The sequence below is a fragment of the Novipirellula methanifontis genome, assembly GCF_052161655.1.
Lineage (GTDB): Bacteria > Planctomycetota > Planctomycetia > Pirellulales > Pirellulaceae > Novipirellula.
The window spans coordinates 9,958,048-9,983,972 of record NZ_CP197418.1 but is presented as its reverse complement, the minus strand read 5'-3'; the positions used below and the strand labels follow the sequence as shown (position 1 = coordinate 9,983,972).

Annotated in this window: 19 protein-coding genes; 12 read left to right on the top strand and 7 right to left on the bottom strand. The window is 53.6% G+C overall.

The genetic code is table 11. The features are described from left to right. Window positions 1-21: 21 nt before the first annotated feature. From SH528x_RS35510 to SH528x_RS35480, 7 genes are all read left to right on the top strand, one after another. Window positions 22-2,397 carry a DUF1553 domain-containing protein gene (locus SH528x_RS35510; protein WP_442508143.1) on the top strand — a complete coding sequence of 792 codons (2,376 nt, stop codon included), beginning with the start codon at window positions 22-24 and terminating at the stop codon, window positions 2,395-2,397. A 6-nt stretch (window positions 2,398-2,403) separates the two neighbouring features. Then, window positions 2,404-3,828, top strand: a complete 1,425-nt coding sequence (locus tag SH528x_RS35505; RefSeq protein WP_442508142.1) for a DUF1501 domain-containing protein — start codon at window positions 2,404-2,406, stop codon at window positions 3,826-3,828. A 68-nt stretch (window positions 3,829-3,896) separates the two neighbouring features. Further along, entirely contained in the window at window positions 3,897-5,405 is a 1,509-nt protein-coding gene (locus SH528x_RS35500) for a sulfatase family protein (protein WP_442508141.1), read from the top strand. 29 nt (window positions 5,406-5,434) lie between these two features. Then, complete coding sequence (locus SH528x_RS35495; protein WP_442508140.1) at window positions 5,435-6,223, top strand: DUF72 domain-containing protein; 789 nt, start codon at window positions 5,435-5,437, stop codon at window positions 6,221-6,223. A gap of 306 nt (window positions 6,224-6,529) precedes the next feature. Then, window positions 6,530-6,676, top strand: coding sequence for a hypothetical protein (locus tag SH528x_RS35490; RefSeq protein ID WP_442508139.1), 147 nt, complete (start codon window positions 6,530-6,532; stop codon window positions 6,674-6,676). Between the two features lie 40 nt (window positions 6,677-6,716). Continuing rightward, the gene (locus SH528x_RS35485) at window positions 6,717-7,235 is read left to right on the top strand and encodes a TspO/MBR family protein (protein ID WP_442508138.1); all 519 of its coding nucleotides are present in this window, start codon (window positions 6,717-6,719) and stop codon (window positions 7,233-7,235) included. Between the two features lie 158 nt (window positions 7,236-7,393). Continuing rightward, window positions 7,394-7,897: a DUF1569 domain-containing protein gene (locus tag SH528x_RS35480; protein WP_442508137.1), complete on the top strand. Its 504-nt coding sequence runs from the start codon at window positions 7,394-7,396 to the stop codon at window positions 7,895-7,897. Window positions 7,898-8,381: 484 nt separating this feature from the next. Here the strand turns inward: SH528x_RS35480 and SH528x_RS35475 are convergent, their stop codons facing one another. Next, a complete protein-coding gene (locus SH528x_RS35475) occupies window positions 8,382-8,591 on the bottom strand; it encodes a ferritin-like domain-containing protein (RefSeq protein ID WP_442508136.1) in 210 nt (69 codons plus the stop codon). 313 nt (window positions 8,592-8,904) lie between these two features. Between SH528x_RS35475 and SH528x_RS35470 the strand changes: the two genes are divergently transcribed. Continuing rightward, window positions 8,905-11,397 carry a family 78 glycoside hydrolase catalytic domain gene (locus SH528x_RS35470; RefSeq protein WP_442508135.1) on the top strand — a complete coding sequence of 831 codons (2,493 nt, stop codon included), beginning with the start codon at window positions 8,905-8,907 and terminating at the stop codon, window positions 11,395-11,397. Between the two features lie 4 nt (window positions 11,398-11,401). Here the strand turns inward: SH528x_RS35470 and SH528x_RS35465 are convergent, their stop codons facing one another. Then, window positions 11,402-12,865 carry a DUF1501 domain-containing protein gene (locus tag SH528x_RS35465; RefSeq protein ID WP_442508134.1) on the bottom strand — a complete coding sequence of 488 codons (1,464 nt, stop codon included), beginning with the start codon at window positions 12,863-12,865 and terminating at the stop codon, window positions 11,402-11,404. Between the two features lie 3 nt (window positions 12,866-12,868). Continuing rightward, window positions 12,869-15,409 (bottom strand): DUF1553 domain-containing protein, encoded by a 2,541-nt coding sequence (locus SH528x_RS35460; protein ID WP_442512236.1) that lies wholly within the window; start codon window positions 15,407-15,409, stop codon window positions 12,869-12,871. A 678-nt stretch (window positions 15,410-16,087) separates the two neighbouring features. Here SH528x_RS35460 and SH528x_RS35455 point away from each other — a divergent pair. From SH528x_RS35455 to SH528x_RS35440, 4 genes are all read left to right on the top strand, one after another. Continuing rightward, window positions 16,088-17,494, top strand: coding sequence for a sulfatase family protein (locus SH528x_RS35455; RefSeq protein WP_442508133.1), 1,407 nt, complete (start codon window positions 16,088-16,090; stop codon window positions 17,492-17,494). 554 nt (window positions 17,495-18,048) lie between these two features. Beyond that, window positions 18,049-18,201 carry a hypothetical protein gene (locus SH528x_RS35450; RefSeq protein ID WP_442508132.1) on the top strand — a complete coding sequence of 51 codons (153 nt, stop codon included), beginning with the start codon at window positions 18,049-18,051 and terminating at the stop codon, window positions 18,199-18,201. Between the two features lie 97 nt (window positions 18,202-18,298). Then, window positions 18,299-20,224, top strand: a complete 1,926-nt coding sequence (locus SH528x_RS35445) for a DUF1592 domain-containing protein (protein ID WP_442508131.1) — start codon at window positions 18,299-18,301, stop codon at window positions 20,222-20,224. 17 nt (window positions 20,225-20,241) lie between these two features. Beyond that, window positions 20,242-21,828, top strand: a complete 1,587-nt coding sequence (locus tag SH528x_RS35440; RefSeq protein ID WP_442508130.1) for a DUF1552 domain-containing protein — start codon at window positions 20,242-20,244, stop codon at window positions 21,826-21,828. A gap of 86 nt (window positions 21,829-21,914) precedes the next feature. Here the strand turns inward: SH528x_RS35440 and SH528x_RS35435 are convergent, their stop codons facing one another. From SH528x_RS35435 to SH528x_RS35420, 4 genes are all read right to left on the bottom strand, one after another. Next, on the bottom strand, window positions 21,915-23,141 hold the full coding sequence (locus SH528x_RS35435) for a zinc-dependent alcohol dehydrogenase (RefSeq protein WP_442508129.1): 1,227 nt from the start codon (window positions 23,139-23,141) through the stop codon (window positions 21,915-21,917). 67 nt (window positions 23,142-23,208) lie between these two features. Then, the gene (locus SH528x_RS35430; protein WP_442508128.1) at window positions 23,209-23,661 is read right to left on the bottom strand and encodes a hypothetical protein; all 453 of its coding nucleotides are present in this window, start codon (window positions 23,659-23,661) and stop codon (window positions 23,209-23,211) included. Between the two features lie 208 nt (window positions 23,662-23,869). Next, the gene (locus tag SH528x_RS35425; protein WP_442508127.1) at window positions 23,870-23,998 is read right to left on the bottom strand and encodes a hypothetical protein; all 129 of its coding nucleotides are present in this window, start codon (window positions 23,996-23,998) and stop codon (window positions 23,870-23,872) included. A 21-nt stretch (window positions 23,999-24,019) separates the two neighbouring features. Continuing rightward, the gene (locus tag SH528x_RS35420; protein ID WP_442508126.1) at window positions 24,020-25,768 is read right to left on the bottom strand and encodes a sulfatase; all 1,749 of its coding nucleotides are present in this window, start codon (window positions 25,766-25,768) and stop codon (window positions 24,020-24,022) included. Window positions 25,769-25,925 lie beyond the last annotated feature (157 nt).

The window sequence follows — 25,925 nt, the reverse complement described above, 5'->3', positions numbered from 1 at the left end:
ATCCCACCTTGAACCTACCTGATGCGTTTTTTACTGTCGATTCTTGCGCTCCGGCATGGCTTGCTGTTCAGTGGGCTGTTGCTTGTTGTCCCGCTCGCTGCTGCGGACGTCGTTGATGGACCCTCTTCGTTTCCACCCGAACAGATTGAGTTTTTCGAGTCACAGATTAGGCCGCTATTGGTCCAGTATTGTTTCGATTGTCACAGCACCGATGCACCTGAGTTGGAAGCCGGTTTGTACGTCGACAGCCGTGAAGGGCTTTTGCAAGGCGGCGAATCAGGAGCCGCAGTGGTCCTGGGAAAGCCGTCCGAAAGTTTGCTGATCCAGTCGGTCAACTATGAAGCGAGCGAGATGCCGCCAGACCGTAAATTAGAGCAGCGGCAAATTGATGCGTTGACGAAATGGGTCGAAATGGGGGCGCCGTGGCCGCAGGTTACCTCGTCGCCCGGCGTGCCGATTGCGAGCGGCAATGATTGGTCCACATTCGACTGGGACGAGGCTCGACAGAGTCATTGGGCATGGCAGCGGGTACAGCGGCCGGAAATCCCAAATGTCGAAATCGCAAACGTCGACCAACCGTCCGTGGTCAATCCGATTGATCGATTCGTGGTCGCTCGCCGCGCGGCTGCGGGGCTTGATGCAGCGGCGACCGCAGAACCCGCGATGTTGGCCCGCCGCATCTACATCGATTTGATCGGTGTCCCGCCCACTCCATCGCAAGTGCAGTCGTTTGTTGCTGCGGCGTCGGTGAACGCTCAAAACGCGGTGGAGTCGCTGGTCGATGAACTGCTCGCTTCGCCGCTGTATGGCCAACGCTGGGGGCGTCACTGGTTGGACGTCGCTCGATACAGTGATGGGCTCGGCGGTTTTCTAGACAACAAGGTATTGGACGCCGCTTGGCGCTATCGCGATTGGGTCGTGGACGCCTTGAATCGCGATTTGCCGATCAATGAATTTATTCGGCTGCAGATTGCCGGCGATCTCAGCGGGGATGCTTCCGATGCGATTGCGACCGGATTTTTGGCACTCGGCCCAACCTATCAATCTGATGGTGGCGATCCCGACAGTGTTGCTCAAGCCAAAGGGGAAACGCTGGATGATCGCATCGATACGCTAACGCGTGGTTTGCTGGGGATCACCGGAGCGTGTGCGCGGTGTCATGACCACAAATTCGATCCGATTCCGCAACAGGATTACTACTCGTTGGCGGGCATTTTCAACAACACCGCAATGCATGATCTGCCGCTCGCGGCGGACGAGGTGGTCAAGCGATTTAACAACCACAAGAATGAAGTAAACGAGCTGCAAAAACAACTCAATCAGCTCAACAAAAAAATCAAGGGCGAGAAACGCAAAGCGACTGCGGCGGAACAAACGCAGCAAGACGAGTGGAATGTAAAATTGGCTGAGCTAAAACGGGATGCACCCCCCAGCTATGACGTCGCCCATGCCTTACATGACACCGGCAGCAGCGATATGAAAGTCGCCTTGCGTGGCAATCTTCGTAAAACTGGCGACGTGGCACCGCGTCGTTTTTTGCGGTTGCTGTCCGGGGAAGAGCCGGCTCGATTTAGTAAAGGCAGCGGACGTGAGGAACTGGCCGCCGCGATCATTGATCCCAAAAACCCGCTGACCGCTCGTGTTTTTGTCAATCGTGTGTGGATGCATCATTTTGGCGCTGGATTGGTCCGCACGCCAAGCAACTTTGGAACGCTTGGCGAATCTCCGACACATCCTGAGTTACTCGATTGGATGGCCAGTGAATTTGTCGCGGGCGGTTGGTCACTAAAATCGCTTCATCGCCAAATCATGACTTCGGCCACCTATCAGCTCAGCAGCACGTTTGACGAGCAATCATTCAAGGTCGACGGCGATAACCGATTGCTGTGGCGAATGAGTCCGCGGCGAATGGACGTCGAAGCGTGGCGTGATTCGCTATTGGCGGTGACCGGCGAGCTCGATACATCACTGGGTGGTCCCTCGCTGCCGAATGTCACGGAAAATAAACGCAGAACGCTGTATGCCAAAGTCAGCCGTAACGGCGACGTCTTTGAGTCGGATCGCTTCCTGCGTCGCTTCGATTTTCCGCTGATGCGGGCGACCGTTGCACAGCGGCCCAGCAGCATTGTGCCACAACAGTATTTGTTTTTGATGAATAGCCGCTTTATGGTCGAGCGAGCGAAATCGCTGGTGGCGTTGCTGGCGACTGCGAGTGAATCAGACGCGGCGCGGATCGAGCACGCTTACGATTTGTTGTACTGCCGCAGTCCCGAACCGATGGAATTACAGCTCGGGCTCGAGTTTCTTTCCAGTCCCGAAGATGCGAATCCACTGTCGCGTTGGGATCGCTACGCCCAGGTCTTATTGAGTTCCAATGAATTCATGTTTGTGAGGTAATTGAAGATGTTTCACTATGATCCACTGCCCGTTCTGAGCCGCCGCGACGCGCTTCGCAAAATTGGCGCCGGGTTTGGCTCGATGGGGTTGGCAAGCGTGGTCGCCCAGGCTGGGGTGGCAACGGAATCCACCTCGATGGCTTCGCCACTATCGCCGAAACTGCCGCACTTTGCGCCCAAGGCCAAGCATGTGATTCAGTTGTTCATGCCGGGCGGTCCGTCTCAGGTGGACACGTTTGACTACAAGCCGCAGCTGGCGAAATTCGCGGGTCAGAGGCCTGCGATGGTCGATCGTAAATCACTGCGAAATACAAAGATGGGGCTGATGCCATCGCCATACTCGTTTAGGCAGTACGGGCAATGCGGCAAGCACGTCAGCGAAATTTTTCCGCACGTCGCTGAATGTGTAGACGACATTTGTTTCATTCATTCGATGCACACCGACATTCCCGAACACGCCGGCGCGATGATGATGATGAACGCCGGCCATCTGCAACCAAGTCGCCCCAGTATGGGATCGTGGTTGGTCTATGGTTTGGGAACCGAGAATCAAGATTTGCCTGGGTTTGTGGCGATGAGTCCCCGGGCTCAGCCTCGCAACAAACTGGCCAACTGGAGCAATGCGTTTCTGCCGGGCGCCTACACCGGCACCTATGTCAACATTCATGATATGCAGCCCGATCGCATTTTGGACGACCTGAAAAACGGTTGGTTGCCCAAAGCGGGCCAGCGTCAGCAGGCGGATTTACTGACACGGCTAAACCAAATCGATCTCCAGCGCCAGCAACAAGACCAGCAGCTCGAAGCGAGCATCCAGACGATGGAGATGGCGTTTCGCATGCAGTTCGCTGTTCCCGATGCGTTTGATACGAGCCAGGAATCGAAGCAAACGCTCGATATGTATGGCGACAGCGAATATGCGAAAGGTTGCTTGTTGGCTCGGCGGTTGATTGAACGTGGCGTCCGCACCGTCCAGCTCTCTCATTCCATCGACGGATACGATATTGCTTGGGACACCGGGCACGGCAATATCGTCGACGGCCATCGAGACCTCGCGGTGGCCTGTGATCAAGGGATCGCGGCGCTGATCAAAGACTTGAAACAACGCGGGTTGTTTGAAGAAACCTTGTTGATTTGGGGTGGCGAGTTTGGTCGTGCTCCGACATCCGAAGGGCAAAAGGGACGCGACCATGATCATTACGGATTCACCACTTGGATGGCAGGCGGTGGCGTGAAAGGCGGAATTAGCTACGGATCGACCGACGAATTTGGGCTGACCGCAATCGAAGATCGTGTGCACGTCCACGACTTGCATGCGACGATCCTGCACTTGATGGGGCTGGACCACGAGCGGTTGACGTACCGCTACAGCGGGCGTGACTATCGCTTGACCGACGTGCATGGAAAAGTGGTGAAGGACATTATTGCCTAGACTTCTGCGATTACAATGAAAGCCTCAATCGAAATCAACTGTTACCCCTCTTCTTCCGACAGAAACTTATGTTGAATTTTCTCCGCATTCTTGCCGTCGTTCCCGTCGTTGCATTGACTCTGGTCACCAACGTCCGCGCCCATGCGGAAGAGGCCGATCAAATCAAACGGCCGAACGTGCTGTTCATCCTGACCGATGATCAACGCTACGACGCGCTCAGCTGTATGGGGCATCCTCATTTGAAAACGCCGCACATTGACCGATTGGCCGAGGAAGGATTGCTGTTCAAAAATCACTTTTGCACCACCAGCCTCTGTTCGCCCAGTCGAGCTTCGATCCTGAGCGGATTGTATGCTCACACTCACGGTGTTTTTAATAACTTCACCGAGTACCCAGCGGACATGATCAGCTTTCCGCTGCGTTTGCAGGACACTGGGTACGAAACCGCCTACGTCGGCAAGTGGCATATGGGCGAGGGGAATGATATGCCGCGTCCTGGGTTTGATCATTTTGTGACTCACAAGGGTCAAGGCAGTTATTTTGATACCGAATTCAATTTCAACGGCAACGATCGCCGAGTGGTCAAGGGTTACTACACCACAGTCGTGACCGATATGGCAATGGACTGGATCGGGGACCGCGACTCGGACAAGCCGTGGTTGATGATGGTCGGCCACAAGGCTCCACACAGTTTCTACTTTCCCGAAGAGAAGTATGAAAAGACGTTCGACGATGTCGATGTGCAGTATCCCAAGAGTGCGTTCAACTTGAGTGACAAGCCGGCGTGGTTTCAAAAGCGACTCGATACTTGGCACGGAATCTATGGCCCACTATTCGATTGGCGAAAACAGTTTCCTGACAAAAGTCCCGAGGCGGTGAAGGATTTTGCCCGCATGGTCCGTGCTTATTGGGGAACGCTGTTATCGGTAGACGACAGCGTCGGGCGTTTGTATCAGTTCCTCGCTGAGCGTGGCGAACTGGATAACACGCTCGTAATCTTTACCTCGGACAACGGGCTATTGGAGGGAGAACATGGCATGGTCGACAAACGGACCGGACATGAACCTTCGATCCGGATACCACTGGTGGTCCGTTACCCAGGACTGACTAAGCAAGCTCGAGTGATTCCGCAACTAACCGCTACGATTGACTTCGCTCCTACGATTCTGGATGTCTGTCACGCCGAACCGCTGGAAAAGGTACACGGGGCAAGCTGGAAACGTTTGGCACAAGGCGACACGTCGGATTGGCGAACCAGTTTGTATTACGAATACAACTACGAAAGTCAGTTTCCTTACACACCCAATGTTCGGGCGCTGCGAACCGATCGCTGGAAATACATTCGCTACCCGCATGGTGACGGATCGCCTGATCGTCACATGGCAGAGTTGTACGATTTGTCGGTCGATCCCGAAGAAGACAAGAATCTGATCAATGTCGCGGAGCATGCTGGGACGGTCAAAATGTTGCGGGCCGAGCTTGATCGATTAATCGCCGCCAGCGGCGACGGAAAACCTGACACCATGCCGATTGACGAAGGAATCCAATCCGGCTTACCCGAAGAGTCGATCCGCTAGACGGCCCGGAATGTGCACGCGTTTTTGCGATGCATACATCGTATTCCGCCGACGTACGGGTGTTAGACGAAATGGTCGCTTCGAAAGTATGGATTGGCACCGCAGGATGGAGTTTGCGTTCAGAGCACAAGTCCCACTTCCCCGAGACCGGGACGCACTTGCAGCGTTACAGCAAAATCTTGAGCGCCGTCGAAGTGAACTCGTCGTTCTATCGCTCGCATCGTCCGCAGACATGGGCGAAATGGAGCGAAAGTACTGGCGAGACGTTTCGTTTTAGCGTTAAAGCTCCACGTCAGATCACACACCATCGGCGATTGAAAGACGTCCGCGATTTGTGGGAGTCGTTTTGGAGCGAAGTCAGTCAGCTTGGCGAGAAATTGCGAGTCGTCCTTTTTCAATTGCCGCCGACGCTGGCCTTTGATCAACAAGTCGCAAGTCAATTCTTTTCAGACATTCGTGAGTCCTACGACGGTCCCATTGCACTGGAACCACGACATCCAAGCTGGTTCACGCCTAGTCCAGACGAGTTGCTTAGTGAGTATCACATCAGTCGCGTGGCGGTCGATCCGCACCCATGCGGGCAGTCGGCGTTAAAACCAGCGGGCGACACGCATTTCGCCTACTACCGACTTCACGGTCACCCCAAGATTTACTATTCGAACTATTTGGACGAGTATCTAGCAAACCTACGAAGCCGGATTTACGAGTGCCCGGCGGACGAGGTCTGGTGCATCTTCGATAACACAGCGGATGGGCACGCAACCTTCAACGCGTTGAAGCTAAAGCAGCTCATATCGGAACTCCGCGCCGACATCTGAGTGAACCGCGACGGAGAGGAGACCGTCGAATAATCTTGTCGCCGCAACCGGTGCGTTTCAGTTCCCGCCAAAGTTAAAGCCAATTGGCCCGCGAATCACGCGAATGAACGCGAATAAAAACAGCTAAACAATACATTCGCGTCGATTCGCGTTATTCGCGGGCGAAACATTTTGTTGAGCATCGCCCGAAGTTAAAAGGACAGGGGCCGTCCAAACGAGCAATATCGGCGAGCGTGTGTTTCGCAGCGGTCGTTTCTGATTTGCCGACGGTTTGTTAGTCATCTGCAGCGGTCAGCAACGAAGGTAGTGGAAATCACCCTGTTTGCAATCCAGCGAGGGATCGCCGTTCGCAACGATGCTGGACACTGCGATACAATCGATTCGCTTGCGGATGTTGGTACTGGCCGTTTAGGGCGAGGCGAATTGGCAGACGAGTTTGCTTCGGAACTTTAGTAGACCATTCTCACCGGGAAATAGAGGTAGAGGTTTTGCAATGACGGATGATGCTCCGATTCCTCAACGACGAGACTCGTCCCCAAGCAAGTGGGCGGTCCCGATCATGCTTATCGCCATGCTCGCTATCTGCCTCGGTGCAGCCGGTTTCGGGGCGATCGCGACGACCTCCGAAATCGATGGGTGGTACAAGACCATTGAAAAGCCGTCGTGGAATCCTCCGGCATACGTATTCGGTCCAGTCTGGACGACTCTGTACGTGATGATGGCAGTCGCAGCGTGGTTCGTATGGAAGCCAGCTGGACTGAAGTTTGCAAAGACTCCACTGACTTTGTTTGCGGTGCAGCTTGCACTGAACGTGGCTTGGTCGTGGGTCTTCTTTCGCTTTCACCAACCAGGCTGGGCGTTCGTGGAGATCGTGGTTCTGTGGCTGGCAATCGTGGCAACAACCATCGCGTTTTTTAAGCGGTCGAAGATCGCAGGCTGGTTGATGGTCCCGTATGTGGTCTGGGTCAGTTTCGCCAGTGTGCTGAACTTCGCGATCTGGCGGTTAAATTGACCGTGGCGGTGGTCGCCACGGTTTCTCTATTTAACCGGGGTTAACGCCCAAACAAAAATCAAGTTGTACCGAATCACTTCGCCTTGACGGTTTTGGGGTATCGTTACCATCATCGAAAGTTCGTCAAACTATTTCTGCTGCATCGTGTTGGGTACGCTATGACATCGTTAAAAAAACGCAAGTTGGACTTTCACACTGGTGATGAAGTCGTAGCGGAGATCGAGCGACTGCGACGCGGCGGGTACTCAAGGTCCAAGAATTGGAACTTGACCCAAATCTGTGAACATCTGACTTACACGATGAAAGGTGGGATGGAAGGATTTGGTTTTCGTCTGCCGTGGATCTTGCGAGCGACGATCATCAAATGGATTTTCAGACGAATCCTGAGAACACGAAAGATGTCCAGTGGACCCACGATCAAACGTTTGAAACCAATAACGCATATCGGTACGGACGACAACGCGATTATCGATCAATGTATCGAAGTCATTGGCCAAGCCGACAAGTACGATGGTTCGTTGGACGATTACCCTTTTTTGGACAATCTAAAGGCGGATGAGTGGCGACAATTTATGTGGCTGCACGCAGCCCATCACCTTGGCTTCCTGATTCCCAATTCAAAGGAGGATGCCCACACCGAAGTAGAACGTTCTCCTAAGTGATTCTTTTCACTGCTCAGAGCGTCCGGCATAGGCTTCTTTTTAGGCGAAACTTGTCCCAATTGTTCCGCCAGCACAGCTGGCTCAGAGGGGGCAACCGTTGAGACAACTGTTCTACATTGCGAATCGCATGCGATTCGTATTTTGCAATAAGTGCGAAAATCGAACCTCGTGCTGCATCGCAGCTAAGAATTAGGGCTGGTGGTAGCGGAAGTCGTCAAGACTTTCGTTGTATTTGCCCACCGATCCGAAACTCTTGACGGGCTATTGATTTAATCGAAATGTAGATTGCACTGGTGAGCCGTGGGCCGTAAGGCACCGGGTAATTCGCGGAACCCGGCCGCTCACGCGTCACGGCTCACTAAATCAACAGCCCGTTGACGAGTTCCGCTACCCTATAAGTAATATGCGACGCAGCACTAGCCGGACGCTCTCGTAAGGCACCGGGTGATGCGTTCGGTCCGGTAGCAAAAAAATTGGGCGATCGTTATGCCAGGTAGCTCTTGAGCATCCAGACGGTTTTTTCGTGCACTTGGATCCGCGCGATCATGATGTCTTCAGACTCCGAGTCACCTGCCTCGCCCGCTTTGTCGCGTGCGACTTTTAGGTCACCAAGCAACTTCTCGTTCGATTTGACGAGATGCGTGACCATTTCCTTGGCCGAGGCATCTTCGGCGATCTCATCGATCCCTGCCATTTTGCAATCTTTCTCCAGGTTTTCGCAAATAAAGAGGTGGTTTAGGCAGAAAACGGGAGAAGATCAAAATTTTACAAGAAATGCGTAAGCGAGAATGGGAATCACTCCACCTATGGGCTTCCGTGCTGTCGGGTGAAGGCGCGGTACTTGTAAACTTAGTCTCGAACAGGGGGCCATCCCCTATTCAGCCTATAGTCAGCAGTAGGCGGAGCGAACTGCGGCATTGGGAAATATCAAGCCGGGCGATTAAATTGTCCATTCATGCTTATTGGCTAAATTGCATCTTCAAAATACTCACGGCTAGGTCTACATCATGACACTCCCATTTTTTCCCGGTAGGAACGCAGCGTTTACGTTGATGCTGCTTTTGTTTATTGCGAATTGCGGTGCTCAGGAATCAGCTCCTGTTTCAATCTCCAAACCAGCGATTGAACAAGACGGTTCCGCCGGTTTTGAAGCGATGTTTAGCCGCGGGTACACGCCGCTTTTCAACGGCAAGGACCTGACCGGATGGCGGAACCCGTATCCGCACGGTGAAGCCAAAGTCGTCGACGGTGAAATTCATCTGCTGGCCGATGAGAAATTCTTCTTGGTCACCGAAAAGAAGTACTCAGACTTTCGTGTCAGCGTTGATATTCACTTGCCCGAAGGCGATGCCAATTCGGGAGTCATGTTCCGATGTCACGTCGACAAAGACGCAAAAAAGATCGTCTATGGCTATCAAGCCGAATGTGACGGATCGGATCGGCGGTGGTCCGGCGGTCTCTATGACGAGTCGCGGCGGGGCTGGATCTGGCCGAGTACCAAAGGCCGTTCGCAAGACCAATTTCTTGAGCATGAAGATGAATCAAAAGCGGCTTTTGCAGATCCAACAATCGCAGGTGCACTGAATCGCAACGGCTGGAACCGGTTTGTGATCACATGCATTGAAGATCGCATCACGATCGAGCTCAACGGAGTTCCCACGGTAACGTTCCGCGATGCAAAGGATGCGTCGGGGTACATCGGTATCCAGCACCACGGCGAGGACGGCCAAACCTACCGCTTCCGAAATTTGTTCATCAAAGAGTTGCCGGAGTTCCCCGCGGAAGACTCGGTTTCGCTGACCGACCAAGCTCCTGTATCGGTCAAGAAAATTAGCGACGAGATTACCCTCGTGGATTTCGGCAAAGTCGCCTTCGGAAACATCGCGATGCGAGTTCCTCAAGGGGGGCGAGGCGAGGGCAGGGTTCACTTCGGCGAGAAGTTGAAGGATGGCAGGATCGATCGCGAGCCACCAGGAACGGTTCGCTATGGAGTGAGCCAATTTCGCAACGGTAGTGGCGAGATCGGAACTTGGATCGTGCCAACCCCCTCGGAAGTAAGAAACACCGAACAGGCGGGGGCGACACGCGCTCATCCGCCTGCGGTTTTGACGCCAAAGGCATGGTTGCCGGTCATGCCATTTCGCTGGGTCGAAATCGAAAATTGGCCGGGCGAATTTAAGCCGGAATACATTGTCCGGCGGGCCGCATTCGCTTCTGACTGGAATGACGACGCCAGTTCGTTTGAGTGTTCCGACGAAACGATCAATGAAATTTGGGAGCTGTGCAAATACAGCATCAAAGCTACGACGTTTGCCGGAGTCTATGTGGATGGTGATCGCGAGCGGATTCCGTACGAAGCCGACGCGTATCTGAATCAATTGAGTCATTACACCACCGATGACAATGTTGCGATGGCGGCAAGAACATTTGATTGGTTGATTGAAAACGGCACTTGGCCAAGTGAGTGGGCACCGCACATGGTGTTCATGGCTCATGCCGAGTGGATGTATTCGGGCGATGATGATTGGCTGAAACACCGCTACGAATTGCTGAAAGCAAAAACGTTAATGCATCGCAGCGGCGAAGACGGCTTGGTTCGCAGTGCCGAGATCGATCGCACAAGGCACGACATCGTTGATTGGCCGCAAAAGGAACGCGACGGTTATGTGTTCACTGAGATCAATACCGTCGTCAATGCATTTCATATCGAGGCGATGCAACAGATGGCCGAGATGGCTCGTGCGATTGGGAAGAACGAGGACGCCAAAGCTTTTGAGGATCGAGTCGAGCTAGCACGAGCGTCATTCCAGAAAACGCTATTTGACGAGATTGCGGAAATCTACCGCGATGGTGTCGGCACTGATCACAGCAGCATTCACGCAAACTTCTTTCCGTTGGCGTTTGGGCTAGTGCCAGAGAACAAACTATCGGACGTCATCGCGTGGCTTGAAAAACAAGACATGCAGTGCAGCCCCTACGCAGCTCAGTATTTCATGGATGGGCTGTTCAGCAACGGCAGCGATAAAAAGGCAATTGACTTGATAGTTGCCGATGGCGATCGCAGTTGGAAGCACATGGTCAATAGCGGAACCACGATCAGCTGGGAAGCCTGGGACATGAAGTACAAACCCAACCAGGATTGGAATCACGCCTGGGGCGCCGCTCCGGCGAACCTATTGCCACGCTTCGTGCTCGGCGCACAACCCACTGCCGCTGGCTGGACGACCGCAATGATTCGGCCGTGCCCTGGTGATTTGAAGTTCGCACGTGGCCAAGTTCCAACATCGTGCGGACCGATTTCGATCGACTGGAAAAACGGATCCGCGTTCACGCTTTCGCTCGTGCTTCCCGATGGCATGACCGCGAAAGTGGAGCTGCCCGCATCCGAAACAGCGACCGGGGTGTTCGTCGATGGAAAGCCTGTCGCTGCAACCAAGACCGGAAACCGCTGGGTCGTAGACGACGAGGTTAGCGGTTCGGTAACCATCGAAGCCAAGTAACGCTCTATGCCATGATTTCTTTTACCACCCGGCTCGGCTCAACACCCGTTAATTTCTGGTCGAGTCCTTGGAACGGGAAGGTTAGCCGTTTGTGATCCACGCCTAGCAAATGCAACATCGTTGCATGCAAGTCGCGAACGTGGACGCCGTCGGAGACGACGTTGTAGCTGAAGTCATCGGTGATGCCGTGACGCATGCCGCCCTTGATTCCACCGCCGGCAAGTAAAGCCGTGAAACAGCGTGGGTGGTGATCACGGCCATAGGTTTTCGGGTCCAGCTCGCCTTGGCAGTAAACCGTTCTTCCGAACTCACCCGCAAACACGACAAGGGTATCGTCGAGCAAGCCGCGTTGTTTTAAGTCACGAAGCAAGGCCGTCGTCGGCTGATCCACGTCCTTGCATTGTCCGCGTAGGTTAGCCGGCAATTGCTTGTGGTGATCCCAACCTCGGTGGAACAGCTGGATGAAACGCACACCACGCTCAGCCATCCGCCGCGCTAACAAGCAATTCCGTGCGTAGGAACCTGGATTGCTAACCTCCGGCCCATACATCGCCAACGTTTCCTGAGTCTCACCGGGGATGTCGGTCAGTTCTGGCACCGACGTCTGCATTCGGAACGCCATTTCTTGCTGCGCGATGGTGGTTTCAATTTCGGGATCACCGATCTCACCAAAGTGCTTTTGATTGAGTTGCCCCAAAGAATCAAGCATTCGCCGCCGGATGCTCGCGTCGACTCCCGTTGGATTGGAAAGAAACAAGACCGGATCGCCGGTCGTTTGAAAACTAGTCCCTTGATGTTTCGATGGCAAGAAGCCGCTGCCCCAAAGTCGTGCATACAGAGCTTGCACATTAACCTTACCGCTCCAATAGGCCGACGGCATCACGACGTAGTCGGGAAGGTCTTTGTTGAGTGACCCTAGTCCGTAGCTGAGCCAAGCTCCCATGCTGGGTTTGCCCGGGATCTCTGAACCTGTGCAGAACGATGTCTTGCCGGGGTCATGATTGATCGCGTCGGTATTCATCGAATCGATAAAGCACAACTCGTCGACTTGGGTGGACAAGTGCGGAAGCAATTCACTCATCCACAATCCGCTTTCGCCTTTTTGCGAGAACTTAAAGGGGCTGGGCATGATCAATTGTTCTTTGCCCTTGGTCATCGCGGTCACGCGTTGGCCCATGCTGACCGAGGGTGGCAACGGTTTGTTAAATTGCTTTTCAAGTCCCGGTTTAGGGTCGAACAAATCGATCTGACTCGGCGCACCGGCCATGAACAAAAAGATGACCCGTTTCGCCTTGGGTGCGAAATGGCAACCCAATGGCACATTGGCAGGCGAACTCGCCGCAGAGGCAGCGGCAAGGCGAGGTTGGTTCAAAAGCGAAGCCATCGCAGCGGTACCCAGTCCCATTCCTGCATTGGTCAGGAACCGACGACGATTGCCCCGCGTTTCGGTCTCGTGGAAAGGATTCATCGTTTAGTCCTTGGTTTTGGTGATGTCGAGGTTGTACAGCGTGTTGCAAACGACGGTCCAGGCAGCCAGTTCCGCCTTCGCCTCTGGAGCGTCTATCGCCAAGTCGCGACAAAGATCGTTCGCCAAATCGGGATGGTTCTGATAGAGATCCGTCAAGTCATTCAGTAGGTTTTCGATGATCTCACTTTCTTCTGCATCGGGCAGTTTTGCCGTGACGGTTTCCCAAGCAAACTGCAGTCGCTGTTGGGTCGGCTCGGCCAACGTTGCTTGAGCCAAGTGACGCGCGGCCATCAAATACTCGCTTTCATTCAGTAGCAACAATGCTTGCGACGGTGTATTGGTCCGCTCACGCCGAGCGATACAGGCATCGCGAATGGGAGCGTTCAAAATGGTCATTTGCGGCGGCGGCATCGCTCGTTTCCAGAACGTGTAGATGCTACGCCGATAGATGGACTCGCCAGAATCCGCCACATATCGCTCACCCGTCATGGAAACGGCCTGCCACAATCCATCGGGCTGGGGTGGTTTCACACTCGGACCGTGCATCTTGGTGGACAGTAAACCGCTGGTCGTCAGGATTTGGTCGCGGATCATCTCCGCATCCAATCGATACCGGGGGCCGCGGGCGAGTTGCCGATTTCCGGGGTCAGCCTTGAATTGCTCGGGTGTGGCACTGGATGCTTGCCGGTAGGTTTTTGACATGGCAATCTGTTTGACGAGGGCCTTCACATCCCATCCGGATTCGATAAAGGAGACCGCAAGTTCGTCAAGCAACTCGGGATGACTTGGCACCTCGCCTTGATTGCCAAAATCTTCTGACGTTTTGACCAGACCGACGCCGAAGAACGATTGAAAGAAACGATTGACTGCGACGCGAGCGGTGAGCGGGTTCTCGGGGGCAACGAACCACTCAGCCAAGTCCATTCGAGAGGCCACATCCGCAGATTTCTTCAGCGGTGGCAAGAATCCGGGGACGTCTCGTTCAACTTTTTCGCCTGGAGCATCATATTGTCCTCGGACGAGAATAAATGTCTCTCGAACGTCGCCGCGTTCCTTCATCACCATTACCTTTTCCACCGATCGCTCGATGGTATCGCGTTGGCGATTCAGCTCTTTGATTCTTTTTTCTAATGCATTTTTCTCTTTGTTTAGCTTCGCCAGACCGCCGTCGTCCCGCTTGCCGTGGTCCTGCTTGGCCGTGTTATCACCGTTCGGCTCATCCTTGTCTGGTTCAACTTCGGTTGGTTTATGTTCGGCTGGTTTATCACCAGTCGCCTTTGCACCTACAACACTTTCCTCTTTTTCTGCGTCGGTAGACGCTTCGCTTTTCGTTTGCTTGGCCAAGGATTCAATGGATGCGATCACGCCTTGAAGCTGGTCGTTGCATTGGGCAAGTTGGGCGTCCAAGCGTTTTAGTTCCGCCTGCTGTTTTTCGGTGGGAAAACGAACAATGGGTTCCTGCAATCCTGCGACGGTTTTTCGCGGGTTGGTCTCAGGCTCGGCGTCAATGTTGTTAAAGAAACTGTACAGCGAGAAAAAGTCTTTTTGGGTGATTGGATCAAACTTGTGGTCATGACATTGGGCGCATTGCACGGTCAGACCCATGAACGCAGTTCCAACCGAGGTGACCCGGTCTAGCACGTTTTTTACATGGCTTTCTTCGGGCAGCGCGGTGCCTCGGTCGATGATCAAATGCAATCGGTGGAATCCAGAAGCAATCCATTGATCCTTGGTCGGTTCCGGGTACAGGTCGCCAGCCAATTGGTAGCGAAGGAAATCGTCATGGCGAAGGTTTTCGTTGAACGCTCGGATGACCCAATCGCGATAGGCGACATGGTTGCGATAGAAATCCTTGTGCATTCCGTTGGTGTCGGCAAACCGGACGAGATCTAGCCAATAGCGAGCCATGTGTTCGCCATACTGGGGTCGAGAGATCAAATCGTCGATGAGTTTTTCCCAAGCGACCTCAGGGGACCTCGAATACGCTAGGGCAAAGTGACGGACCTCGTCGCGAGTTGGCGGCAGCCCGGTCAGATCAAACGTTACCCGGCGAACCAGGGTTCGTGGATCGGCCTCTTCGGCAGGCGACATGCCATTCGCTTCGAGCTTGCGGAGCACAAACAGGTCGATCGGTTGTTCGCTCCAATGTTTGTATTTGACGACTGGCGTCTTCGGTCGTTGGGGCGGAGCAAATGCCCAAAAATCTTCGTAATCGGCGCCCGATTCGATCCAGGCACGAATGAGCTGCTGTTCCTTTTTCGAAAACGGCTTTAGATGCGAGTCCGCGGGCGGCATTCGCATCGATTCATCATCCGTGGTGATCCGGTTCCATAGTTCGCTATCGTCAATCGAGCCAGGTTCAATCGCAATACCGATTGCCCCTTCGTCGCCGTGTGCTTGATCCAGCCGCAGTCCCGCTTCGCGAGACTCTGCATCGGGACCATGACAGGCAAAGCATCGCGACGACAGCAACGGACGGATATCTCGATCAAACGTGACATCCGCAGTTGGCGTCTCGTGATTGTCCGTTTCGGTTGCACCCAACGGCGATAAAGTAACGATAGCAACGGCCAGGAAAGTTGTTCGTCGCACTCGGTATCCTCGTAAATAATGATGTTCATATTGCTCTGCCCCCTAGTGCCCAAACCTTCGGGTCCGTTCGGCTTTCTGGTTAGCAGGCTCTGCCTGGGAACCCACTGCCTTGCAGGCTCTGCCTGCTAACATTTGGCGGTCGAGGCAGAGCTTCCGGTGCGGTGCGTTTTCCGAAAGGACGGAACTTATTCGTTCTGCCCTAGCGAAAACGTTTCGCCGCGATCACGTGGGGTGGTTTTGTTCGCAGGTGGGATTTCAGGCGGCCTTGTTTGTGCCGAGTTGTCTGGGCGACTGCATTGTACTCACCATCACCGTGGATCGCCGATGCTGAATTCGTGGATGACAAAGGGTGACTATTATCATCCCGTCAGCTCACGCGTTTTTGCGATAATTTTCCGAAATACGAAGTAAAACACTGTCGATCTTACTTTTTCTAGGGAAGTCGTGCAAATATCAATGGCAAGTCCAGGACTAATGTCGGGGATCGTTTTATCGGAGCCAATTTCATCGGAGCCAATTCGTTCCCCTCACACGCTCGAAAAGTACGAGGAGATGGGATCAACGCAATTTTGATAGTGATATGATTCTTAATCTCAATGAATAATCGGTAATGATATTGGACTGAAAAATATGAAGAGTTTGAAAATCGATCTGTTGGCGTGCTCGTTGAGCATGTGTGTTTGTGGGTTGTTTTTCGCAATCCCCGCACTGGCCGCTGAAACTCGACGTCCACCTGACATCGTCGTTTACTTAGCCGACGACCTTTCCGCCGCAGATCTGTCACTCTACGGCGGAACGAATATCCGGACCCCCTCGATCGATCAATTGGCGGCGGACGGAATGACGTTCAATCGCGGCTTTGTCGCTAGTCCGTCATGCGCTGTCAGCCGCGCGGCGCTGCTGACTGGGCTGATGCCAGCTCGCAATGGCGCCGAGGAAAACCACAGCTACCCGCGTGAAGATGTCCTTCGTTTGCCACAAGTACTGAACGAGCTCGGTTATCAGACGGCGGCGTTTGGAAAAGTCGCTCACTTGCGAAGCGCGCCGGACTATCACTTCCATGTTTACGACTTGAAACAGAACATTCCCGAGCTTCAGGTGACTGTTAAAAAGTTTCTCGAGAACCGTACCGACCCGCGGCCGCTCGCTCTGTTTGTCGGCGTCTCGGATCCGCACGTGCCTTGGCCAAGCGAGACAACGGTCGATCCCGAAGCGATTGCGATGCCTCCGCAATTGTTGGACACACCTCGCACTCGTGTCCAACGTTCACGCTACCTGCAAGAGGTCAAAAACCTGGATGCGTACCTCGGTGAACTCCGTGAGCTGACCGACAAGCACATGTCCAAGGACAAACTGTTTGTTTTCTCCAGCGATCACGGTGCTCAATTCCCGTTTGGGAAATGGACGCTGTATGACGAAGGGATTCGTGTACCGCTGGTTGTCGCCCGAGAAGGCAAGATCAAAGCCGGTGCAAGAACCGAGGCGATGGTGAGTTGGGTTGACATCTTGCCGACGCTGATCGATATCGCTGGCGGCGAGGTTCCCGAGAACCTGGACGGTCGTTCGTTCGCGGCGGTTCTTCGTTGCAAAACCGATTCGCATCGGAAACGCATCTTCACGACGCACAGTGGCGACTTGAAAATGAACGTGTACTTGAGTCGATCGATTCGCACTGATCGCTACAAGCTCATCTGGAATCCGCACCCCGAGTTTGCGTTCACGTCTTATATCGATTTACTGCTCCGCGAAACCTCGGGCGACTACTTCAAGCAATGGATGACGGCCGCGAAGACAGACGAGCACGCAGCGAAAGTTCTCGCCCGATATTACGGTCGGCCTGAGTATGAGCTGTTTGACTTGAAAGAAGATCCCCACGAACTCACCAATCTCGCAGGCAACCCAAAACTCGCTGACGTTCAGCAAAATCTGCTATCCGAGCTGAAGTTGTGGATCGAAGAACAAGGCGATCAGCTAACCGTTTTCCATGAGCCGCTGATGTTGGATGCTCCAGAAACCTGGGTTCCTCGGCGCAAATAACTGACGCATCATTAGGAACGACATCAAGGCTGGATATATTGTGGTCGAGCCGCTGAACCAGTAGACGCAGCCGGGCGAGGATTTTCCTAAGGACCGTCGGAACAATAACTGTCGTAGCTACGCTCGCCAGAGCGTGGATCCACCGTCTGGTGACGGTAGCTACGTAGCATCGACCGCCACTTAAAAATCCGACGGTCCTAAGCAGGTAGGCAGGAGTCTTTCGGCATATTAGCCGTTTTGGCGCTAGTTCGACTGTCCCATTTTTTTGTCTACCCTGCATTTGTGAGCCGACGGCGCTAGCCGCGGGCCTCTTTTTAGCCACGATTTACTGAGCGGCGGCCCGACGCTAGCGCGTTCGGCTCACGAAATGGGACAGTCGAACTAGCGGCTTGTTGATTTAGTGAGCCGCTCGCGCGTGAGCGCCCGGGTTGCACGCAATACCCGGTGCCTTACGGCCCACGGCTCACTACTGCGATTTGCATTTCGATGACTGAGAACTGTGAGTGAACGAAACGTCAAAGGTGGAAAACAAATTTTTGAAGTGGCAAACAAAAATGAAGTTTGGTGCTGATCCCTTTAGCATGTTCATGACGCTTTCCAAGGGCAACTTGGTAAAGCCAGGTGCTTTCTATGGCTACGTCCAAAACAATAAGGGCGGCGCATGGGCACCTGATGGAGGACGGATCGACGTTAGAAAAGAGACTTGACCCTTGACCCGGCCAATTTGCCAGCGGTTTGGCATTGAGCTATAATCACGGCCCCCCCGCCCATCGCCGTTAAGGCATTTTTCCCCGCGTTTTTCGGGTGGATTGGCTACAAGATATGTTGTTGTATCGCTTTACCTCCGCCTGCTTCGCGATCGTGTTTCTGTTGACAGTTGTGGTCCCCTCGTCCGCTGACTCTTTCAGCGAATCCATTAGACCGCTGCTGAAGCAGCACTGTGTGCGATGCCATGGAGGCGGCGACGAGATTCATGGCGATCTCGATCTCACACTACTCAACAACTCGACCGCCATTGATGCGGCCTTCGATACTTGGCAGCGGGCTGTGGAACTGGTTGACGACGGCTTGATGCCGCCCGACGATCAACCGCCCCTAACGGATACCGAAAAACGAACGCTGCGAAATTGGTATCAAGAACGTTTTGTAGACTCCGTCGAAGCACATCCCGGTTTTTTCCGCCCTCGACGATTGTCCGCTCATGAGTACCGCAACACACTGCACGCGATGTTTGGCTTTCCGCTCGAAGTCGCGATCCGCAAGGCCGAGGAAACGCTGGTCGAAGAATCGTTGGTGATGAAACTGCTGCCCACCGATCCGCCGGGACCAAGCGGCTTTACCAACGACACTTCGGGAAATCCGCTAACCACGGTCCTGTGGGATCAATATTCTTACTTGGTCGATAACGGATTAGAAAAACTCTTCTCCACACAACATCGCAATGCGTTGCAGGCGTACACCGGTAAAGTCGACGGTCAGTGGCTCACTCCCACGCAAGCCGAAACCATGCTGCGGCGGTTCGCTCGCCGGGCCTATCGCCGCGACGTCCCCGACGCAAAAATCGCAAAGTCATTGTCGGCACTGGAGGGAAAACGGGACGCGGCATTACACGACGCGTTGCGAATGGAATTGAAAGCGATTCTGATGTCGCCCGCGTTCCTGTATCGTGGTCTCCACATGAATGTTGCCACCGATGTACAAGTCCCTGTTGACGATTTCGAACTGGCAGCACGTTTAAGCTACTTTCTGTGGGCCGACATGCCTGACGACGAGTTGCTTGACCTCGCACGCTCTGGGCAACTCGCACAGCCAGACGTCATCGACACGCAGATCACACGCATGCTTGCGTCCCCCAAAGCCCGTAACTTAGCCGAAGATTTTGGCGTGCAATGGTTTTCGCTCGGCGAGATCGATCACGTTTCCAACAATCCGTCACTTGTGCATGGATTGAAAAACCAACCGATCGATTTCCTTAACTATCTATTCACTCAGGATCGACCGCTGGTTGAATTGATCGATTCACGCACCACGTTTATCAACTCTCACACGGCAAAGTACTACGGTGCGGAACGTCGACAATTGGTGGCCCATCGCCGACCCGTGGGGGTGGAAGTCCAAGCGTTGCCAAACCAGAAAATTCAGCTCAATGAAAACTTGGATCGCGGCGGTCTGCTGACAATGCCAGGCGTATTGGCGATGAATCGCGGGCCGGTGCTGCGTGGCACGTGGTTGCTGGAACGAATCATGGGCGAACACCTGCCCGACCCGCCAGCCAACATTGGGCAGGTTCCGGAAAATCGGCCCGGTGAGAAGCTTTCGTTCCGCGAACGCTTCGAGCAGCACCGCAGCAACCCAACCTGTGCCGTCTGCCATGACAAGATTGACCCGCTCGGTTTTTCGTTGCAGGCCTACGATAACCAGGGCAAGGTCGCGGCACGCACCCAAGGCATCGATACCAGTGGCAAATTGCCTTCAGGCGAAACGTTCGATGATTTCCGCGGACTGAAGCAAATCCTGGTCACGGAACATCGTGAGCGGGTGATTCGCAATATCGTACGCCAGATGATGGCCTATGCACTCGCTCGAAAACTGCAAGCCTATGACCGGCCTGCGGTGGAACAAATTGTTGCCGATTTGCTTCAGAACAACGACACATATCGCGACCTGATCGGTCAAATCGTAAACAGCTTGCCGTTTCGTGAAACGGTCAAGCAAAGTCAAAAGATTTAGACAAGGAACGCCCCAGCATGAGTTGGCAAATGGATCGACGCCGTTTTTTACGCAGTGCCGCGGGCCCCTTATTGCCGCTGCCGTTCTTGAATTTGATGGAGTCGACCGCTCGCGGCGCTGAGCAAACACAGCCGCCGGTTCGGTTCATGACGTTGTTTAAGCCTAACGGTGTGCATCCGCCGAGCTGGAACATCAATGGTGGCCAGGAATTCGATTTCCGTATGTCACCGCTGATGCAACCGTTCGCCAAACACAAAAACGACCTGTTGATATTGGACAACATGGGCGACTTTGGATTTTCCTCGCACGCAAATTCCACGCGTCGATTTTTGTCCGGACACCACAAGAACACCGATAGCGCCTCGGTCGATCAATTGATCGCTGACAAAATTGGTGGCGACACGCCGCTGCGATCGCTGGAATTGACGACCGAAGGTCTGTTTCCTAACCAAATCGGTTGCAGCTATATCTCTTATGATCACAACGGGGATCCGATTCCTCGCGAGAGCGATCCGCAATTGATTTTCGATCGACTGTTCCGCAGTCCCATGCGGAATGCAACCAAACGCGCCGAGATGGTCAGTTTGCTTGATCGCGTCGCTGAAGATGCCAAGACGCTCAATCGACAAGCGGGTGCTGAGGACCGGCAAACGTTGGATCAATACCTGTCGGTGGTGCGAGAAACCGAGAAACGGCTCCATAACTTAAAGACCGTCGATCGTTCGCCGTTGGACGTCGCCACTCTGGAGCGACCGCTTGCCCCAGCGAACCTTGACGAACAGGTCGAATCGATGATCGATCTAATCGCGTTGGCGTTGTGGACCGATTCAACTCGCTGCGTGACCTACATGTTGGGGAACAGTAACAGCCGCATGATTTTTGATTTCCTGGGGATAACTCAACAGCACCATTACCTGTCGCATTTCTTTCGCAACTTCTCGCGTCAAAACCTCGACGCATTACTAAAGATCAGTTTGTGGCACATGGAGAAGTTTGATTACCTGCTGACGCGGATGAAGTCGTTCAAAGATCACCACGGAACGCTGCTTGATCACAGCGTGGTGCTGTATGGTTCGGGCATGGGACACAGTGATAACCATACCGCCACGCGGATTCCGATCGTGATGGCTGGGGGTGGTGGCGGAATGCTCAAGACCGGTCGTTATGTGCGGTACGCCAACAATCAACAGATCGGGCGTTTGCATCTGACACTACTGCAGAAATTTGGCGTCGAAACCAACTCATTCGCGGGCTCGTCGCAAGGGCTCAGCGGCCTGGACGGTTCGGACTTCGAACCCTTTCAGGAACGTCCGTTTGAAAGCTGGGTACGGCGGACGGGCGACAAAATCGAAGTCCAAGGGCGACTGCGATTATCGGATAACCTGGACGAAGCGAAGATCTTTTTCGTCGACGTCGATGAGACAAATTCGGTACGTATCGAAGTCTCGTTCCAAGATTTTCACCATTTCAATTTGGCCTACCACTGTGGTACACCGATCACATTGACGGGCACCGGTACTGATAAGGCCGGTCAAAACTGCATCACCAAAATCAAGCAACTGAAGTCGCTGTTCGGCAACCAACCAGGAACGCAAAACGGTTGAAAGTTAGGGTTGCCTCGTCCACTACACTAAGATTCAAGGTTGACAGACCAATAGATGCCCGGTTCTTAATGTTTTCGCAACGGTTGTCATTCATTGGCTTTGACCACAACCTTGATACCTTCTTGGCGTAGATTCACTTCAAAGGCTTCCTGAATTTGAGCCAGCGGGAACTTGTGGGTGATAAGAGAGGACACAGGCAAACCAATGCGTTCTGCTCGCTGCAGAAAGTGATAAGCGTTCGGATACTCGAAGCTGTTGTAGACCCAGCTGCCGGTCAGTGTGATCTCCTTCCGGCAGATGTCATGGTGCGGGTTGATCGCACAATCGCCACCGTCGACAAAATGCCCGACTTCGCATATCCCGCCGCCACGACGGATGCACTTGAACAGGTTGGCAAAGGCGACGGGGACACCGGTGACTTGGAAGCCGAAGTGTGCGCCAAGACCCTTGGTCAAACTCTCGACCTTGGCAGCAAGTTCATCGACACCCGAAAAGTCCTTGTAATTGATCAGCTCATCCGCTCCGACGGTCCGTGCTATGGCGAGTCGGTCTCGGTCGCCATCGATCGCGATGATGTTGTTGATGCCGTAGGTCCGCAACACCGCAATCATGAGCAGTCCGATGGGGCCACAGCCCTGAACGACGACACGTGAGCGAAAATTCAGAGTTGAACCACAATGCTTCGCGCGTTCGAGCGCATGGCAGACCACGGCTGCCGGTTCAATCAAGCATCGTAAGTCGACGCTCATGTCATTGACGACAAACACTGACGACCCCGGTCGAATGATCAAGTACTCAGCGAAGTAGCCGTTAAAATGATTATCCGTTTCATCTGGCAACAGACCGTAGACTTTAAGATCGTCGCAAAGATTGGACTTCAGCGGATTGTACTTGGCAATCATGCAACTGTCCGTCGTGTCTAGAATGCTGGTCACGATCTTGTCGCCCACTCGCACCGGCTTGCCAACGCTGTCCATTTTGATGTTGCGACCGACTTCGATCACTTCGCCGGTGCCTTCGTGACCGAGCACCACAGGTGCCAAGCCAAATGGATCGGACTTGTAGCAATGGATGTCGGTGCCACAGACTCCGCAAGCCTCGACTTTCACGAGAATCTCATCAGGACCGATTTCACGCAATGGGAATTCAACGATCGCGAGCTCACCTGCCGATTTCAAGACGGCGGCGCGGCCTGATTTCACACCAACGGGTATTCGGGCAGACGCCGATTCGGTTGAGTCGCTTGACCTCACATTCACTTTTCGGAGGACATCGCTAACGATTCGGCTGACTTGCTCTTTGTTCAATTCCATGGAGTGTATTTCCGTTTAATTCAGATTAATGCTAGGTGACTTGTAGCCGTCCCCATTTTTAAATTGGTTAAGGCGACGACTTCGCGGAAGCCACTTCGAAATAGTAGTCATACCAGCCGAGTTCTTCCGCGTTGAGCGGCTTGGACGGAAGGCCTTTGGGTTCCAGTTCGCTGGTCCACTGCTGTAGTTTTGATTTTAGTTTCGATCCGGTTTCAGGGTGAGTAGAAATCAGGTTATGCCGTTCCTTTTTATCATCTCGAATGTTGAACAGCATCTCGCGGCCGTCGCTGGTTACAATGTATTTCCACTGACCGCTACGGATGGCAGCCTGTCCCCAGAATCTCCAAAACAGATCCCGCTGCGGCGGCTCCGCTTCGTCGCCGGATAACCACGAAATCAAATCAAAACCATCGAGTTTCGTTAACGATTCGCTTTTCACACCGGCTGCGGCAACTGCAGGAGCGTCATATGCAACAACGCAAATGAAAGTGGTGCAAAGGAGTGTCGAGAGGAATTTCATCAAGGGTGCCGGGTTTTAGGGAGCTTGCTTTCAGATAGCGAAACTCGTCAAGAGTTTCGGCCCGCATACGTCGATTGCCGAAAGTCACGCACGACTTCCGCTACGTTCTACCTGCTAATTCGCTAGCGCCACTGTCTTTCCGCTTGTGGGTTTCAGCTCGATTGCTCTGGATCATTCTGCTGAACGCATGACGATTGAAACTGAGCCGCTACGACGGCTTGCCATGATCGTCGGACAGAATCATTACGACGTTCGGGGGTTCGGCGGCAAACACCGAGGCAATGCTATAGACGCAGTTGACGAAGACTAAGGTCGCGATGATGAATCGAGTTCGCATGATGGTCTTTTGTGTAGGGAACTATTTGGAGGTGTTGTCGTGTGGTTCGATGTCCGTCGAAATCAGTTTGAACCTCGGATCGTCGTCGACTGTGCGAATCGCTCGTTCGTCACCTAGGTATTTGCGGCGCAGGTCCACGAACGGACGTTGGCGAGCCTCTTGCGATGGATCGTAATCGGGATTGATGGCCGGTGTGTATTTCACATCGACGTTGGTATCAATCCAATCATTCAATTGAACGAACAACTCACGAGCCTTTTCAGGGATCGTCGCCGACAACTCATTCATCTCGAATGGATCCTCCGCGATGTTGTACAGTCGCAGTGCACCGGACCAATCAAAAATCAATTTCCAGTCTCCACTGCGAACTGCGGATGAAGGAGCCGATGGCAATCCGTCCTCGGGGTTCTTGACGATCACATTCAGAGGATAATGCTGATAGAAAGTATCGCGAGTGTATCCACGTTTCGCATTGCCGGGGTCGTCAAGCAGTGGGGCCAGACTGCGTCCGTCGATCCCACCTGGTTTGATATGCTCGGAAAGATCGTAGCCGGCCAATTCCAAAACCGTCGGGAAGATATCGTTGCAATCCACCGGTACGTTGCACCAGCGATTACCGTCGACATGGCCTTTCCAGCGAATCACCAATGGCACGCGAATGCCACCTTCGAAATGCGTCCCCTTGCCACCCTTGAACGGCGCATTGTTGGTCGCGAACGGATCGGTGTACATCACGCCGCCGTTGTCACTCATGAAGACAACCAACGTATTTTCGTCCAGTCCGGTTGCTTCGAGCGTATCGAGAATCCGGCCGACCGAGACATCCAACCGTTTTAGCATCGCTGCATAGATCGCATTATCATGCCCGTTCCAACCTCGTGTCGGTTTTTTTTCAAAGTGGGCGACATCATCGGCGCGTCCTTGAAACGGAGTGTGAACCGCAAAGTGACAAAAGTGAAGAAAGAAGGGCTTATCGTTTGTCGCCTGCGCATCGGCTCGACGACGCAAGTGATCGATTGCATGCTCGGTCAGTTCATCGGTCAGATATTCCTGCCCAAGGTTTCCGCCCGATTTCCCACGCAACAATTTTGCCTGTGGTGTTTTGGGGTGCAGCTTTTGTCCGCTATCCCAAATGCCTCGCCAATTGAAGTAGGGCGATCCACCTTCGTCGAGATACGAGATCTCTTCAAAACCTTGATCGGCCGGCTGCCAGCCCTGCGATCCATGACCACCCACATGCCATTTGCCGATAAAGGCAGCGTCATGTTCGAGCATCGCCTCGGCGATTGTCGTTTCATTTTGTCCATTGTCCGACGGTTGTCCCGACGCGAGTGCATCGCGGGTGGTGCCGTTGAGCAAGGCTTGCTGAATCTCAATTTTGTCTTCCCAGACCAACGCGTCCTGAGCGACGTAGCCTTGTGGAGGCTCAATCGCCTGGTTGTAAAACGTTCGTACGTTACCACCGACCGCCGTTGTAAATCCCGTGCGCGCCGCGTATTTTCCCGTCAAAAGGCTAGCTCGTGCCGGTGAACACAGATGGCAGGCGTACGCCTGCGAGAACGCAAGTCCTTCCTTGATCAGTCGATCGAGGTTCGGCGTTTCGTAGTACATCTGCGAAGGATCTGTCCCCGTAAACTTTGTCGCATAGGCATTCATGTCAACGATGCCCAGATCGTCCGCGAGGATAACGATCACATTGGGCTTCGCGGCATCGAGCGAAGAATTGAACGCCAAGCTGAAGCAAAAAAGAAGAAGGAACAATCGATTCATCGTGAGGACTGTGGTGAGAGTTGTGTTGCAAGCGATGGAATTGGTGATCCAGTGCGAGTCAATTCGACGACCTGCATCATCGAATTGTTGGGTCAAGCGACTTGATTTGGTAATGGTGTTTGTGTTTCTCGGATAGGCGTCCAATTTTAACCACTTA

What these genes read in the sequence shown, in the direction of transcription:
- SH528x_RS35425 (WP_442508127.1), bottom strand. Translation starts at nt 23,998, where the DNA reads ATGCGAACTCGATTCATCATCGCGACCTTAGTCTTCGTCAACTGCGTC.
- SH528x_RS35500 (WP_442508141.1), top strand. Translation starts at nt 3,897, where the DNA reads ATGTTGAATTTTCTCCGCATTCTTGCCGTCGTTCCCGTCGTTGCATTG.
- SH528x_RS35505 (WP_442508142.1), top strand. Translation starts at nt 2,404, where the DNA reads ATGTTTCACTATGATCCACTGCCCGTTCTGAGCCGCCGCGACGCGCTT.
- SH528x_RS35440 (WP_442508130.1), top strand. Translation starts at nt 20,242, where the DNA reads ATGAGTTGGCAAATGGATCGACGCCGTTTTTTACGCAGTGCCGCGGGC.
- SH528x_RS35435 (WP_442508129.1), bottom strand. Translation starts at nt 23,141, where the DNA reads ATGGAATTGAACAAAGAGCAAGTCAGCCGAATCGTTAGCGATGTCCTC.
- SH528x_RS35495 (WP_442508140.1), top strand. Translation starts at nt 5,435, where the DNA reads ATGCATACATCGTATTCCGCCGACGTACGGGTGTTAGACGAAATGGTC.
- SH528x_RS35430 (WP_442508128.1), bottom strand. Translation starts at nt 23,661, where the DNA reads ATGAAATTCCTCTCGACACTCCTTTGCACCACTTTCATTTGCGTTGTT.
- SH528x_RS35465 (WP_442508134.1), bottom strand. Translation starts at nt 12,865, where the DNA reads ATGAATCCTTTCCACGAGACCGAAACGCGGGGCAATCGTCGTCGGTTC.
- SH528x_RS35455 (WP_442508133.1), top strand. Translation starts at nt 16,088, where the DNA reads ATGAAGAGTTTGAAAATCGATCTGTTGGCGTGCTCGTTGAGCATGTGT.
- SH528x_RS35475 (WP_442508136.1), bottom strand. Translation starts at nt 8,591, where the DNA reads ATGGCAGGGATCGATGAGATCGCCGAAGATGCCTCGGCCAAGGAAATG.
- SH528x_RS35480 (WP_442508137.1), top strand. Translation starts at nt 7,394, where the DNA reads ATGACATCGTTAAAAAAACGCAAGTTGGACTTTCACACTGGTGATGAA.
- SH528x_RS35510 (WP_442508143.1), top strand. Translation starts at nt 22, where the DNA reads ATGCGTTTTTTACTGTCGATTCTTGCGCTCCGGCATGGCTTGCTGTTC.
- SH528x_RS35420 (WP_442508126.1), bottom strand. Translation starts at nt 25,768, where the DNA reads ATGAATCGATTGTTCCTTCTTCTTTTTTGCTTCAGCTTGGCGTTCAAT.
- SH528x_RS35470 (WP_442508135.1), top strand. Translation starts at nt 8,905, where the DNA reads ATGACACTCCCATTTTTTCCCGGTAGGAACGCAGCGTTTACGTTGATG.
- SH528x_RS35450 (WP_442508132.1), top strand. Translation starts at nt 18,049, where the DNA reads ATGAAGTTTGGTGCTGATCCCTTTAGCATGTTCATGACGCTTTCCAAG.
- SH528x_RS35485 (WP_442508138.1), top strand. Translation starts at nt 6,717, where the DNA reads ATGACGGATGATGCTCCGATTCCTCAACGACGAGACTCGTCCCCAAGC.